Source organism: Vibrio sp. 10N.261.55.A10 (assembly GCF_041470825.1).
Lineage (GTDB): Bacteria > Pseudomonadota > Gammaproteobacteria > Enterobacterales > Vibrionaceae > Vibrio > Vibrio crassostreae_C.
In genome coordinates, this window is sequence record NZ_JBFRNC010000056.1 from 37230 (window position 1) to 52848 (window position 15619).

A 15619-nucleotide genomic window follows, 5' to 3' on the forward strand; every position below is an offset into this window, starting at 1 on the left:
TATCATCAAGCGAGCGTGAAGTTATTCACTCGCCTTGCTATCCGTCGATAGTATTTTCTTATAATCAGGGATCAGCATATAGGTTCCCGTAAACTCTACCGCTTCCACATCGCCGCTATGAATGGTCACGTGAATGATGATACGTGCCTTTCTTCCTGACGCAAGGCGGTCCAAGTCACCACTGATCCCATCCAATGAAGTAGAGGCAACAGGGTTTTGCTCAACCGGGTGACGATAACGAATATTACTGTCTGCCAGCACGATATCACCGGTCAGCCCGCGTTCTTTCATCAATAACCAAGTCATCCCCCAACCAGTTAAGGTCGCTAAGGTAAAGGCAGAGCCTGCAAACATGGTATTATGCGGGTTCAAGTTGGGATTCAGCTGAGCACTACACTCAAATTGGTAACCCGTGTATTGGTTGATCTTGATGCCCATCTTGTCACTGATCGGGATCTGATGTTCCCAGCGCTGCTGAAGCTCATTACACCACTCAGGCTTACGCAGAACATCTGCCATTGGGTCAAGATGCTTAACCATCTGTTGGTGACGCACAGGGCCACGTTGATCGTTAATCTCACCGCGACGTTCAAATTCATTCTTCTCATAGAATGAGATCGCATCTTCACGTGCATTACACACCAAGCGCTTAGCACCCTCTTGGCGAGCCAATGACTCAAGTGCGACTAGAATCAACGAACCCATGCCTTTACTTTGGCGAGATTTCTTCACCGCCATATAGCGGATCTGACCTTCCAGATCTGGGGTGATATAGAGACGACCAATCGCCATCGGGCGACCACGACCATCAACAATCATGCGATGGTGACTCATTGGGTCATATTCATCGCGCTCAGAACCTACCGGCATTCGCCAAGGTTCACGGAGCATCTGCCAACGAAAATGGTAATACTTGTTTAGCTGATTTTCGGTGGTTGGTGTTATGAGTTTAAACATGCTTATTCCTTTAAGCCTAAACCTGCAGCCAGAATGTCACTGGGCCATCATTAACCAAAGACACTTTCATGTCGGCTGCGAATCGGCCACGTTCCGTTGGTAACACTGATTCACACTGGTCAGAGAAATAGTTATAAAGACGCTCAGCATCTTCTGGGTGAGCACCACGAGAGAACCCTGCTCGAGTCCCTTTCTTGGTATCGGCCGGCAGAGTGAATTGAGACACCACTAATACCTTACCTTCTACCTGCTTCACGTTGAGGTTCATTTTATCGTCTTCATCTCCAAAGACACGATAAGTGGTCACTCGTTCCATCAAACGTTTGGCTTTGGCTTCGTCGTCACCTTTTTCTACGCCTAACAAAACTAATAAGCCTTGTTCAATCTCACCAACTACTTCGCCATCAACACGGACGGCAGCTTCACTTACTCTCTGGATCAGTGCTATCACTGTTGTTTCCTTGCTCTGTGATTTTGTCTTTATCCGACGAGTGTACCATTTCTTTCGAGTCACTCCACTGTTCCTGCTCACCCAATGCAGCGGTCACCTCAGCACCCACCAGCACAATCAACCAGCACAAATAAACCCAGACAAAAAGAATTGGTATTGCCGCCAATGCGCCATAAATCAACTGGTAAGAAGGGAATTGAGTAATGTAGGCCGCGAAGCCTTTCTTACTGAGTTCGAACAACAGAGCCGCCACTAGAGAACCTGCAGCCGCATGAGAAAAGTGTATCTTTTTGTTGGGAACCAACAGGTACAGACCGAAAAACGCAAAGAAAGAGAGAATCAAAGGAAGTTTGCGAATCACGGTGTTAAAGGCGCCAGATACGACTTCATTTTGTAGCAGACTGAGCGATGTCACATACGAAGTGGCAGCAATACTCGCCCCAACCAAGATCGGTCCAAGTGTTAGCACCATCCAGTACATTGAGAACGACAGCACCGCACGTCGCTTCTCGTCGGCACGCCAGATGTAGTTTAAGTTCTTATCAATATTTGAGATCAGCATCAGAGCTGCAATGAATAAGAACACACTGCCCACCGCCGTCATTTTTCCGGTATTGGCAACAAACTCGAGCAAGGCACCGTGCACCGCATCCCCAGACGCGGGAACAAAGTTGGTAATAACGAAGTTTTGAATCACGATACCAACATCAGCAAAGATGGAAAATGATGACAAGATAGAGAGCAGAACCGTCAACATCGGTACGATCGAGAGCAAAGTAATGTACGCCAAGTAGCCCGCATTCACGTTGACTCTATCGTGCGTCATTCGCGCCAAAAGATAGCGAGAAAACTGAATACTGAGTGTGGCGACCTTTTTTATCTTCAACTTGTAACTCCCTTGTAACTCGTTCATAGTCCTAATTATTATTCCGATATATCAATCACAGTGAATAAGTGTTCAAAAATAGCGTAGGAAAAAGGCTTGAGAACAAGGCAGAGTTTTTTGACAAGTAGTTATTCTACAATCAAAAATTCTAACGCCGTTATCGAGCATTTTAACAAGCTAGGTTGAGCGGTTATTTACTACGATTGATATTATTTAACTATAGGAAACTAGGATGCCTTATTTAATAGTTATAGTCCTCTCTATTTTTACTCTTACTGGATGCCAATCAGCTTATTACTCCGCAATGGAGCAAGTGGGCTATCACAAGCGTGACATTATGGTCGATAGAGTGGAAGACGCTAAAGAGTCGCAGCAGGATGCCTAGGAAGAGTTTACCAACGCACTTGAAGCCTTGAGTAGCCTGACTAATTTCAGTGGCGGCGACCTTGAAGACATGTACAACCAAATCAACGATAAATACCAAGACAGCGAGAAAGCCGCGCAAAATGTCAGTGACCGCATTGCTGCGATTGAAGATGTGTCGGATGCGCTGTTTGAAGAGTGGCAGAGTGAGTTAGATCTCTACACCAGTGATTCACTGCGCCGCTCGAGCGAGCAAAAGCTTCGTGAAACTAAATCGTCTTACCAAAAGATGCTGTCAGCAATGAAGCGCGCCGAGAAGAAAATGGATCCCGTGCTCAATACCCTTCGCGATAACACGCTTTACTTGAAGCACAACCTCAATGCGAGTGCTGTGGGTTCACTGCAGGGTGAATTTATGAGCTTAGAAAAAGACATCGCCTACGCGATCAAACAGATGAATGCTGCAATAGCAGAATCGGATAAGTTCCTAGCTCAACTGAACCAGAAATAACGCCCGTAGACACAAATAAAGATAAGCCCGTATGAACCCAATCATTATTACTGGCGGCCCTGGCGCCGGAAAGACCACACTAATTAATGCCTTGGGAGATGCGGGTTACCCAACCTTCGCTGAGTCCTCTCGCCAGTTAATCGAACAGCAGAGCCAACTTGAGAACGGTATCTTACCTTGGTTAAACCTTCCGGGCTTTGCTCGCCTATGTTTAACCGTCATGAGCGAACAAAAAGACCAAGCCAATCAACGTCCGATTGCGTTTCTCGATCGCGCTATTCCCGACATCTGCGGTTACTTGTCCCAGGCCAACCTTGAGGTTACTGAGAACTACCGAGAAGCGAGCCAAGGCTATCACCCTCAAGTGTTGTTCTGTTGCCCTGAGGCTTCCATCTATGTTCAAGATGAAGTGCGCCCTTACCCATTTGAAGAAGCATTAGAGATTCACCACTCGCTGGTCAAAGTCTATCGAGAGCTAGGTTATAAGGTAGTTGAAGTGCCCTTTATGTCGGTCGCTGAGCGAGTTCAGTTCGTTGAAAGTCACCTAGGAATCAAAAGCTAGATTCCAGATATTTCGCTCCTCAATTCTGGAAGGACGATTCGCTAAGTAGATATCGAACACACTCTTCGTATCCCGCATCTCGTTTACTCGTATCTTAGCTAACTAAAAAACAAAAGCCCTGAGCAGCTTGGCTACTCAGGGCTTTCTTATTTACTTAGCTAGAAGCTCGTCAGCTGGCAATTAAGCCTTAGCTGGACGTGCTGCACGCTTACGTTCGTTTTCAGTAAGAAGCTTCTTACGGATACGAATGCTTACTGGCGTTACTTCTACTAGTTCGTCTTCGTCGATGAACTCAAGAGCTTGCTCTAGAGTGTGACGGATAGGTGGCGAAAGAACCTGTGCTTCATCAGTACCTGATGCACGAACGTTCGTTAGCTGCTTACCTTTCAGACAGTTTACTGTTAGGTCGTTTGAACGGTTATGAATACCGATGATTTGACCTTCGTATACTTCATCCGCGTGCTCAGCAAATAGACGACCACGTTCTTGTAGGTTGAATAGTGCGTAAGTCAGAGCTTTACCAGTTGCGTTCGAGATTAGAACACCGTTGTTACGTTGACCGATTACGCCGCCTTTGTGAGGGCCGTAGTGATCAAATGAGTGGTAAAGAAGACCAGAACCAGACGTTAGAGTTAGGAACTCAGTTTGGAAACCGATAAGACCACGAGAAGGCATCATGAAGTCCATGCGAACACGGCCTTTGCCATCTGGAGACATATCAGTTAGCTCACCTTTACGTAGACCGATGTTTTCCATGATGCCACCTTGGTGCTCTTCAAGCACGTCGATAGTCACAGTTTCAAACGGTTCAGTTAGGTTGCCATCTTCGTCTTTCTTGATGATAACTTCTGGACGAGATACAGCTAGTTCGAAGCCTTCACGACGCATGTTTTCAATCAGGATAGACAGGTGAAGTTCACCACGACCTGAAACACGGAAGCGATCCGGGTTATCAGTTTCTTCAACACGTAGTGCAACGTTGTGTACTAGTTCTTTTTCTAGACGCTCAAGGATGTTACGTGAAGTAACGAACTTACCTTCTTTACCCGCGAACGGAGAAGTGTTTACTTGGAACGTCATTGTTACTGTTGGTTCGTCAACAGAAAGCGGAGTCATTGCTTCAACATTGTTTTGGTCACAGATAGTGTCTGAAATCTTCAGCTCACCAAGACCAGTGATTGCAATGATGTCGCCAGCGTTAGCTTGCTCAACTTCGTGACGGTCAAGACCTAGGTAACCAAGAACTGTACCTACTTTACCGTTACGTTTTTTGCCTTCTGCATTTACGATAGTTACTTGTTGGTTTGGTTTAACAGAACCACGAGTAACACGAGCAACACCGATAACACCTACGTAAGAGCTGTAATCAAGTTGCGAAATTTGCATTTGTAGTGGACCGTCAAGGTCAACTGCAGGCGCGTCTACTGTATCAACAACAGCTTGGAACAATGGTTCCATGTCTGTACCAGTTTCGCCTTCTTCCATCGTTGCCCAACCGTTTAGAGCTGAAGCGTAAACAACGGTGAAGTCTAGTTGCTCATCAGTAGCACCTAGGTTGTCGAAAAGGTCGAATACTTGATCCATAACCCAATCAGGACGAGCGCCTGGGCGGTCAATCTTGTTGATTACAACGATTGGCTTAAGACCGTGTGCGAAGGCTTTTTGCGTTACGAAACGAGTTTGAGGCATTGGGCCATCAACTGCGTCAACGATAAGCAGAACAGAGTCAACCATAGACATGATACGCTCAACTTCACCACCGAAGTCCGCGTGTCCCGGAGTATCTACGATGTTGATGCGGTAATCATTCCAGTTGATTGCTGTGTTCTTAGCAAGGATTGTAATGCCACGCTCTTTTTCGATGTCATTCGAATCCATGACACGCTCTTCAGCTTCACCACGAGACTCAAGAGTGCCTGACTGTTGTAGCAGTTTATCAACCAAAGTCGTTTTACCGTGGTCAACGTGCGCGATGATCGCGATATTTCTTAACTTATCAATCTGTGGAGTAGACATGGATTCTCGATTCACTCATAAAAGTAGCCGTCACTTATCTCAAAAGTTTGGATAATAACCGCTAGCTTGATTTAAAAAACGGTCAATAATATACCAGATTCTAGACAAAAACCCAGAAATATGTGATCTGAACCAAGGCTTTTTTCTTTATTAGCGATTCATATCCGCTTAACTTTGATTCAGTACAGTGTTGAGCAGCCAAATTCGTAGGACTCTAAAAAAGTATCACCTACGAGTGGCGAGCCAAATCTCCCGCAAAATAACAAAAGTGGATTGACAACTTAGGCAATTCATTGCTGAATGGTGCTCGCTTATGTCTCATATTGGTGCACAGACAAACAGCTGCACCAATAAAGTGCAACTAGAGATCATTTTGGTGCAAAAACCAGATTAAGAAAAATCGCAAAACAAGTAAATCATTGAAATTAATGGAATAATTTTTTTGGCACGTTTTTGGCAGTAGATAAATCAGCATCGATTAATGCACTTATAGACATTAATCAATGCTAGTTTCAACCGAATCGAGCTAATACCGAATTAATAACACTGGAGGTTATCCAAGATGTCAGTAGAAAATGTACTATCCCTGATCCAAGAGAACGAAGTTAAATTTATCGACTTACGTTTTACTGATACAAAAGGTAAAGAGCAGCATATCTCTATTCCTTCTCACCAAGTTGATGCAGACTTCTTCGAAGAAGGCAAAATGTTTGACGGCTCTTCAGTAGCTGGTTGGAAAGGCATTAACGAATCTGACATGGTAATGATGCCAGACGCAGCATCTGCTGTACTGGACCCATTCACAGAAGACGCAACACTAAACATCCGTTGTGACATCCTTGAGCCTGCAACAATGCAAGGCTACGACCGTGACCCACGCTCTATCGCTAAACGTTCTGAAGAGTACCTACGTTCTACAGGTATCGCAGACACAGTTCTAGTTGGTCCAGAGCCAGAATTCTTCCTATTTGACGACGTTAAGTTCTCAAACGACATGTCTGGTTCTTTCTTCAAGATCGATGACGTAGAAGCAGCTTGGAACACAGGTTCTGACTTCGAAGGCGGTAACAAAGGTCACCGTCCTGGCGTTAAAGGCGGTTACTTCCCAGTAGCTCCAGTAGATTCATCTCAAGACATCCGTTCAGCAATGTGTCTAGTAATGGAAGAGATGGGCCTAGTTGTTGAAGCTCACCACCATGAAGTAGCAACTGCGGGTCAAAACGAAATCGCTACTCGCTTCAACACGCTAACAGCGAAAGCTGATGAAACTCAAATCTACAAGTACGTTGTACACAACGTTGCTCACGCATTTGGTAAAACAGCGACATTCATGCCTAAGCCACTAGTTGGTGACAACGGTTCTGGTATGCACGTTCACCAATCTCTAGCAAAAGACGGCGTTAACCTGTTTGCTGGTGATAAGTACGGCGGCCTATCTGAAATGGCTCTTTACTACATCGGTGGGGTAATCAAGCACGCTCGTGCAATCAACGCGTTTGCTAACCCATCAACTAACTCGTACAAGCGTCTTGTACCTGGTTTCGAAGCACCTGTAATGCTTGCTTACTCAGCACGTAACCGTTCTGCTTCTATCCGTATCCCAGTAGTACCAAGCCCTAAAGCACGTCGTATCGAGCTACGTTTTGGTGACCCAGCAGCTAACCCATACCTATGCTACTCAGCAATGCTTATGGCTGGCCTTGACGGCATCAAGAACAAGATTCACCCAGGCGAAGCTATGGATAAAGATCTATACGACCTTCCTGCAGAAGAAGCAGCTGAAATCCCAACAGTTGCAGAATCTCTACAAGAAGCTCTAGCAGCGCTTAGCGAAGACCGTGAGTTCCTAACAGCTGGCGGCGTATTCTCTGACGATTTCATCGATTCTTACATCACTCTGAAATCTGACGACGTACAACGCGTGAACATGGCTACACACCCACTTGAGTTTGAACTGTACTACTCAGTTTAATCTCCTGTAGAGATAAGCCATTTCTTACTGCAACCTTGTAAGAATCGCTGACTAAATATTAGGCTCGCCTCGCAGGCGGGCCTTTTTTATATTCTCCCTCCCCCCGCTTCCTCGTACCATACTAGATACCAATCGTAGGAAATAACTACTCAGCCTAGCTTGTTAAAACACTCGATAACATCGTTAGGTTTTTTGATTGTAGAATAACTACTTATCGAAACTATTTTTGCCGAGCAGGGCTGCCTCGTTCTCAAGCCTTTTTCCTGCGCTATTTCTGAGCATTAACTTACTGTGATTGGCATTTAACAAAAGCCCTCAGAGGCTGTCGCGCTAAATACAATAAAACCAACGCCAAACGTGAAATCACCTAGCGGTGAAAAGAGGCTAAAGATATGAAAAACATACTGTTCATAATCGGGTTAACAGTCGCGCTCTCGTGCTCTGCTCAAACGGTGTATACCTGGGTAGATGAAGATGGCGTGCTCCACTTTAGTGATAACCCTAGCGCTCAAGATGCCGAGGCTCTTCGCCTGCCAGATGTGCAAGCTTCAGCACCCGCCCCTAAATTTGAGGCCTCGACTCCGGTTGACGCCGCAGCTTCCTCTACAACTAAAACGGCAACGCCAGCTAAAACCCAGGCAGAAACCGAAACCACAGAGCGCGAGGTTCCCACTCAATTAACTCTCACCATGCTGACTCCAGTTCATGATCAAACCATTCGCAACAACCGCGGCTTAATCCCGATTCAGATAGAACTCAACCGAAAGCTTGGTATAGGTGAGCAATTACAATTGATGCTCGATGGCCGTCGATATGGCGCCCCACAGACCCAACCTATTTGGGAATTAAAAGGTATCGATCGAGGTACTCACACCATTGCAATTCAAGCACATAGAAGCGGCAAGCTTATTGCATCTACTAGTCCAGTCACCGTGTATTTACATCGAGCGACGCTCAAGTAGGCCAATGTGTTAAAAGAGGCCAAATAACCTCTACTTTTCACCTAATCGAAGCAGCTTTCAGCGACTCTAATGAATTATCTTTAGCTTCTGGTTGATATGCGCCATACTTGAACTTAGCCACGCACCAATTTGGTGCAGTGAGAAAAACACCAGTTCAAGGACGAAATAGTGAATCGATCAGCCAAAAGCGACAGCATAGATACACATCATCTTTCCAGCGCCATTCTCGACAATATGGTGACTTCGACATTGATGCTCGATGAGCAATTGTATGTCCGATACGCCAATCCGGCCGCTGAGCAGCTCTTTTCACAGAGCGCACGACGCATCGTTGATCATCCACTGAGCCAACTTATCCAACACGCTTCACTTGATTTGGCACTGTTGACGCAACCGCTACAAAGTGGCCAGAGCATTACCGACAGTGACGTTACCTTCGTTGTTGATAACCGCCCACTGATGCTTGAAGTCACGGTTAGCCCAATCTCTTGGCAACGAGAGACGCTGTTATTGGTTGAGATGCGCAAGATAGACCAGCAAAGACGCCTTAGCCAAGAGCTCAACCAACATGCACAACAACAAGCGGCTAAGTTGCTGGTACGCGGGTTAGCACATGAGATCAAAAATCCACTAGGTGGCTTAAGAGGTGCGGCGCAGTTACTTGGGAAAATGCTTCCTGATCAGTCTCTTAATGAATATACGCAGATCATTATTGAGCAAGCCGACCGCTTAAGAGCATTAGTCGACCGTCTGCTTGGCCCACAGAAGCCGGGGACTAAATCAGAAGAGAACCTTCACCAGATACTTGAGAAAGTCAGGCAGCTCGTAGAGCTCGAATCGGGTTCAACGCTCGCCATCGAAAGGGATTACGACCCGAGCCTACCGGACATCTTGATGGATTCGGCACAGGTTGAACAAGCGATGCTCAATATCGTGAGCAATGCAGCGCAGATTCTAAAGACTCAAGATTCTGGCAAAATCACCATTCGCACCAGAACGGTGCATCAAGCAAATATTCACGGGCAGCGACACAAACTCGCAGCTCGTATTGAGATCAGCGATAACGGTCCGGGCATCCCCGATGATTTAAAAGACACGCTGTTTTACCCAATGGTCAGCGGACGAGAAGGTGGAACAGGGCTGGGGCTATCGATTTCTCAAAACCTGATCGATCAACACAATGGGAAAATTGATGTTGAAAGCTGGCCAGGCAACACCACATTCACGATTTATCTACCGATTTAGGTCATAAGAACCTCGCTATTGGACAGCGAGATGAAAGGCTTAGCTCGGTAACACAAAGATTAAGACATCATAAAAACAACAATGATTATCACAATAGATTTGGCTGCAAAGGAATTGAATTATGAGTAAGGGATACGTTTGGGTCGTCGATGACGACAGCTCTATCCGCTGGGTAGTAGAGAAAACACTTTCATCTGCGGATATTAAGTGTGAAACATTTGCTGATGCTGAGAGCGTGTTGCTTGCGCTTGAGCGCGAGACACCGGACGTATTGGTGTCTGACATTCGCATGCCCGGCATTGACGGGATTGAGCTGTTGCATCAGGTTCATCAACGCTCTCCCGACCTGCCCGTGATCATTATGACCGCGCACTCAGACCTTGATGCGGCGGTGAATGCTTATCAAAAAGGCGCCTTTGAATATCTTCCAAAGCCGTTCGATATTGATGAAACACTGACTCTAGTCGAACGAGCGATCGCGCACAGCCAAGAGCAGAAACGCGAACAAGCCAGTGAGGTCGCTGAAGACACCAACGCGCCAGAAATCATCGGTGAAGCACCGGCAATGCAGGAGGTTTTCCGAGCGATTGGCCGTTTGTCTCGCTCATCCATATCCGTGCTGATCAATGGTGAATCGGGTACCGGTAAAGAATTGGTCGCTCACGCTCTGCATCGTCACAGCCCAAGAGCTAAGAAGCCCTTCATTGCCTTGAACATGGCAGCAATCCCCAAAGATCTGATCGAGTCTGAACTGTTTGGCCACGAAAAAGGTGCCTTTACCGGTGCTAACAGCGTTCGCCAAGGACGCTTTGAACAAGCCAACGGCGGCACCCTATTTCTGGATGAGATCGGTGACATGCCACTCGATATCCAAACTCGCTTGTTGCGTGTACTTTCTGATGGTCAGTTCTATCGTGTCGGCGGTCACTCTGCAGTTAAGGTAGACGTTCGTATCGTTGCCGCAACCCACCAAGATCTTGAGCGCTTAGTGCATGAAGGCGACTTCCGTGAAGACCTTTTCCACCGACTCAACGTTATCCGAATCCATATCCCGGCACTTCGCGAACGTAAACAAGACATTGAAAAGCTGACTCATCACTTCCTAGCATCCGCCGCCGAAGAGCTCGGTGTTGAAGTGAAGACACTGCATCCTGAGACCATTTTGAAGCTCAACCAGCTCAATTGGCCTGGTAACGTACGTCAGCTTGAGAATATTTGTCGCTGGTTAACGGTGATGGCTAGCGGCAGCGAGATACTGCCTTCCGATCTACCACCGGAATTGTTGGAAGAAAAAGTCGTGACCACTTCAGGTTCTGGAGATAACTGGCAACAACTGCTCGCTAATTGGGCAAAGTGTGCGCTTGATTCAGGAGAAAAAGAGCTGCTAACTTATGCTCTGCCAGAATTTGAACGTATACTGCTAGAAGCTGCACTCCACCACACTAATGGTCATAAACAGGATGCAGCTAAGGTTTTGGGATGGGGAAGAAACACCCTAACTCGTAAACTCAAAGAACTGTACTAGACCTTATATGATTCTCGATGCAGCTACTTTTTAACCAAAAAAGTGTCGCTTGGTTTGAATAGTGTCGGTACAATTACAGTGCGCTATTCACCAAAGTTGTAGCTAAAGATGTCTTTGAAAACACAAATTACTTTGAGAACCGCAGTGGTTCTGCCATTCGTGATGATTTTTCTGTTCACTATGGGTGTAATGGTTTTCACTCAAAAGCTAAGCTACAAAGAGATGGTGAGTGATGTTAGTGCACGCCAGCTGACATCACTGACTGACAATGTTCATCAAAGCCTGTCTAATTTTTTAGAAAAGCCATTTCACGCCAACCTCTCACTCAGCCATAACATCGGCTACCACCATCTTTATCAAGCAGGCAATCTTAGTAAGGTCCAAGACTATATTTTTTATACGTTTTCAGACCATTACACTGCTGTACCTCAACTCGATGCGATCGGCTTTGGTTCTGAAGATGGTAACTACGTCGGTTTCCGCAAAGAAGCCAACAAAGGCTACACCTTGATGGTGCAAGACGAACGCACCAATGATCAGCTGGTCATTTACCGTGGCAGCAAAATTAGTGAAGACATTCGATCGGTGATTTCAGGTTACGATCCTAGAATCCGTCCTTGGTACACACCCATTGCGACACAGAAAAAACCGTTATGGTCACCAATTTATGCCAATGCTGACGAACGTCAAGAAATCACCTTATCTGCTCTAGCGCCTATCTATGATGATAATGAATTCAAAGCCGTCGTAGTCAGCGACATCAAAATCAATACCTTCAATGCGTTTCTCAGAAAGCTCAAAGATAGAACGGATGCCTCTGTTTACATCATCGATAAGCAGCAACGCTTGGTCGCGCACTCAGGCGGAGGCAGTGTCGTTTCATGGGGCACAGGACAAACCAACAAAGGGCAACGCAAACTAGCAACAGAGAGTGCTAATCCAGTCATACGTGAGAGTGCTAGCTACGTAGAGCAATTCCACCTAATCGAGAATTTGGGCGAGCAGCGCTTTAGTTTTAGCCTAGACAACGAACGCTACTTCAACCAAATCACCCCATACGAAGATGAGCACGGGCTCACGTGGTTTATTGGGGTGTCGATCCCTGAAAGCAATCTGCTCGGTGAATTGCCAGAAAATCAAAGAAACAGTTGGTTGCTTGGGCTAGCACTGAGCTGCATTGGGGTCATTGCAGGATTAATTGCCTTTAATCGCGCAACCCAACCCATCACCTCGACAGCGGATGCGGCAAAACGCCTTGCTAAGGGCGATTGGGACGCGAGCATGCCAAAAACAGGGCATATATATGAAACCAGCATGTTGGTCGAGTCATTCAATGAAATGACCAACAACTTAAAGGCTTCGTTTCATGCATTACAGTCTCAACTTACCTATGACTCATTAACCAAGCTATACAGCCGTGAAGGCTTTATTGACGCTGCCAAGAAACACCCCGACAACGAAAAAGGCACACTGTATTTGATTGGTATTGATCGCTTCCGAGACATCAATGACAGCCTAGGTCATTACAATGGCGACCAGCTACTTATCATTGCGGCTGCTCGTTTAAGAGGCACACTGCCATCCGAATACCTACTAGCTCGCACTGGTGGTGATGAGTTTGCCATCTACGCGCCAAACGTAACGCAAAGCGATGATGTTCAGCTGCTGACTAACCGCTTACTTCAAACCTTCGCTTCCCCATTTTCAATGGAATCGGAAAGCGTGGTGATTAAGGTATCGATGGGGATAGTGAATGTCTCGAATCTTCACGACATTACACTCCTGCTACGCAGCAGCAGCATTGCATTGAGCAATGCGAAACAAGACAAAACCAGTGTCTGTATTTATAGCCTTGAAATGGGCAAAGCATCGAGACATCGCACCAAGATGTTAGCGCGGATGAACCGAGCGATTGAGCTTCAACAGTTCGAACCGTTTTATCAGCCTATTATTGATCTGGAATCTGGCTCGACCATAGGAGCAGAAGCTTTAGCTCGCTGGATAACGGATGAAGGGGTGATCTCGCCACTCGAGTTCATTCCTCTCGCGGAAGAGAGCGGGCTCATTGACGATATCGGAAAACAAATTCTGCATAAGTCGTGTCGAGATACAGCCATCGCGATTGAGTCAGGAAAATGGAGCAAGGACTTCTCGATTCACGTCAACCTGTCGGTCGTTCAGCTAAGCGAAAGTGGCTTTGTGGAACAAGTAAAAGGCACGTTGCGAGACACAAATCTGCCAGCAAGCAACCTGACACTAGAGATCACCGAATCACGCATCGTCGACAACGACCCGACCATCATCGATAACATGCTGACTCTAAAAGCACTAGGGATATCAATTGCGATTGATGACTTTGGTACCGGCTATTCGTCACTGGCTTATTTACACAAACTGCCATTTGATTGCTTAAAGATCGATCGCAGCTTTGTCAGCAAACTTGATAAAGAGAACCTAGATAGCTCCATCGTCGCGGCCATCGTTAACATCACTAAGGGCTTCAAAGTAAGCTTGGTGGCAGAGGGCGTTGAAACACAGCAACAGGCTGAACTTCTCAAGCAGCTGCAGTGCCCGCTTGCTCAAGGCTTCTTATACAGTCGCCCAGTTCCGTTTGACCAATGGCCTACCGACCTCATCAACTCCAAGCAAAGTGCCAAGGTCAAACAAAATACTACTGAGAGTCTCACCTAAGTCAGGCAGAAATCGAATGAGTCAGATACAAAAATGCCAGCATAATGCTGGCATTTTTTATTGTTCTATTCTCTGTCGAGCGATTAGATAACGCGAGAGAACTGCTGCTGGCGAGCCTTTGCACGTAGGTATTTATCAAAACACATACAAATGTTACGGATCAGCAAGCGGCCACGCAGAGTAACACGGATTTCTTTGTCATCGACTTCAACCAAATCATCGTTGATGAAGGTTTGTAGAAGCTCTAAATCTTCTTTGAAGTAGCGATTAAAGTTAACCGAGAACTCAGATTCGATCATCGTTTTATCAAGCTTAAAGTTACAGATAAGCTGCTTGATCACTTCACGACGTAGAAGGTCGTCACTGTCTAGTGCCACGCCTTTCCAAAGTGCATGGCGCAGGTCATTCACCTGAGCGTAGTACTTCTTCAGCTCTTTCTGGTTTTGAGCGTAAGCATCACCGACCATAGAGATAGCAGAAACACCGAAGCCAATTAGGTCAGCTTCACCTTGGGTAGTGTAACCTTGGAAGTTACGATGCAGAATACCTTCACGCTGTGCAACCGCTAGTTCATCTTCAGGTTGAGCGAAGTGGTCCATACCGATGAACTGGTAACCCGCCCCCGTTAGCGTCTCGATGGTATCTTGCAAGATCGCCATTTTCTCTTTCGCTTCAGGTAGGTCTTCGTCTTTAATCTTACGCTGCGCCGCAAACAGCTGAGGCATGTGTGCGTAGTTAAATACCGATAAACGACCTGGTTTCATCTCTAGCACTTGTTTCAATGTTTCAGCGAACAAAGCTTGAGTCTGCTTTGGTAGGCCGTAAATCAAATCCAGGTTAGTTGAACGGAAGCCTAGCTCTTTCGCTCGTTTAACCATCGCAATGATGAACTCTTCATCTTGCTCACGGTTAACCAGTTTCTGCACTTCTTTATTGAAGTCTTGCACGCCAATGCTCAGGCGGTTGAAGCCTTCGTTACGCAGGTGGTCAAGTACGTCTAGCTCAATCTCACGCGGGTCAACTTCAATACTGATTTCAGCGTCAGCGGTGAAGTTAAACTCTTCACGCAAAATACTCATCAAACGAGTGATTTGTGTTTTGGTCAAGAACGTTGGCGTACCACCACCGAAGTGCAATTGCGTCACTTCACGGCCATTCAATAAAGAGGCGCGTTGGCGGATTTCATGTTCAATCACATCAAGGTACTCATCCGCTTTATGCGAGTGACGAGTAATGACTTTATTACAACCACAGTAGTAACAAAGCTTGTGGCAGAACGGGATATGCACGTAAAGAGAGAGTGGACGCTCAGGATATTGAGTACACGCCATGTCGTAATCAGCGACGGTAAACGCTTCATGAAACTCCAACGCAGTTGGGTATGAGGTGTAACGAGGTCCCGAATAGTTGTACTTGTTTAAGATCTCTTGATCCCAAACGATTTGCTGATTCGTTGTTACTGGCTTGCTCGACATAGC

General features: G+C 46.3%; 11 protein-coding genes and 1 pseudogene. 7 read left to right on the forward strand and 5 right to left on the reverse strand.

Annotated features, from left to right (window positions below):
* Positions 1 to 21: 21 nt before the first annotated feature.
* From AB4274_RS17320 to AB4274_RS17330, 3 genes are read right to left on the reverse strand one after another with little or no spacing between them, the layout of a single operon-like run.
* On the reverse strand, positions 22 to 957 hold the full coding sequence (locus tag AB4274_RS17320) for a bifunctional GNAT family N-acetyltransferase/hotdog fold thioesterase (RefSeq protein ID WP_102332597.1): 936 nt from the start codon (positions 955 to 957) through the stop codon (positions 22 to 24).
* Positions 958 to 973: 16 nt separating this feature from the next.
* Positions 974 to 1408 (reverse strand): D-aminoacyl-tRNA deacylase, encoded by a 435-nt coding sequence (dtd, locus tag AB4274_RS17325; protein ID WP_004735590.1) that lies wholly within the window; start codon positions 1406 to 1408, stop codon positions 974 to 976.
* Positions 1380 to 2321 carry a virulence factor BrkB family protein gene (locus AB4274_RS17330; protein ID WP_372112727.1) on the reverse strand — a complete coding sequence of 314 codons (942 nt, stop codon included), beginning with the start codon at positions 2319 to 2321 and terminating at the stop codon, positions 1380 to 1382. Before AB4274_RS17330 ends, dtd begins: the two co-directional genes overlap by 29 nt.
* Before the next feature lie 205 nt (positions 2322 to 2526).
* On the opposite strand from AB4274_RS17330, the pseudogene AB4274_RS17335 reads away from it, so the two are divergent.
* Together AB4274_RS17335 and AB4274_RS17340 are read left to right on the forward strand one after the other, a co-directional pair.
* Positions 2527 to 3168 (forward strand): annotated as a pseudogene (locus tag AB4274_RS17335) (DUF2959 domain-containing protein).
* Between the two features lie 31 nt (positions 3169 to 3199).
* Entirely contained in the window at positions 3200 to 3730 is a 531-nt protein-coding gene (locus AB4274_RS17340; protein WP_372112729.1) for an AAA family ATPase, read from the forward strand.
* A gap of 180 nt (positions 3731 to 3910) precedes the next feature.
* Here the strand turns inward: AB4274_RS17340 and typA are convergent, their stop codons facing one another.
* The gene (typA, locus tag AB4274_RS17345; protein WP_372055335.1) at positions 3911 to 5746 is read right to left on the reverse strand and encodes a translational GTPase TypA; all 1836 of its coding nucleotides are present in this window, start codon (positions 5744 to 5746) and stop codon (positions 3911 to 3913) included.
* A 562-nt stretch (positions 5747 to 6308) separates the two neighbouring features.
* Between typA and glnA the strand changes: the two genes are divergently transcribed.
* The 5 genes from glnA to AB4274_RS17370 all read left to right on the forward strand — a co-directional run bounded on the left by glnA (position 6309) and on the right by AB4274_RS17370 (position 14141).
* Positions 6309 to 7718: a glutamate--ammonia ligase gene (gene glnA / locus AB4274_RS17350; protein ID WP_017059221.1), complete on the forward strand. Its 1410-nt coding sequence runs from the start codon at positions 6309 to 6311 to the stop codon at positions 7716 to 7718.
* A gap of 392 nt (positions 7719 to 8110) precedes the next feature.
* Positions 8111 to 8680: a DUF4124 domain-containing protein gene (locus tag AB4274_RS17355; RefSeq protein ID WP_372112730.1), complete on the forward strand. Its 570-nt coding sequence runs from the start codon at positions 8111 to 8113 to the stop codon at positions 8678 to 8680.
* A 168-nt stretch (positions 8681 to 8848) separates the two neighbouring features.
* A complete protein-coding gene (gene glnL / locus AB4274_RS17360) occupies positions 8849 to 9925 on the forward strand; it encodes a nitrogen regulation protein NR(II) (protein WP_019826501.1) in 1077 nt (358 codons plus the stop codon).
* Between the two features lie 121 nt (positions 9926 to 10046).
* Positions 10047 to 11450, forward strand: coding sequence for a nitrogen regulation protein NR(I) (gene glnG / locus AB4274_RS17365; protein WP_017063059.1), 1404 nt, complete (start codon positions 10047 to 10049; stop codon positions 11448 to 11450).
* Positions 11451 to 11558: 108 nt separating this feature from the next.
* Positions 11559 to 14141 carry a GGDEF and EAL domain-containing protein gene (locus tag AB4274_RS17370; protein WP_017059225.1) on the forward strand — a complete coding sequence of 861 codons (2583 nt, stop codon included), beginning with the start codon at positions 11559 to 11561 and terminating at the stop codon, positions 14139 to 14141.
* Positions 14142 to 14224: 83 nt separating this feature from the next.
* Here the strand turns inward: AB4274_RS17370 and hemN are convergent, their stop codons facing one another.
* Positions 14225 to 15616, reverse strand: a complete 1392-nt coding sequence (hemN, locus tag AB4274_RS17375; protein WP_372112732.1) for an oxygen-independent coproporphyrinogen III oxidase — start codon at positions 15614 to 15616, stop codon at positions 14225 to 14227.
* Between the last annotated feature and the right edge of the window lie 3 nt (positions 15617 to 15619).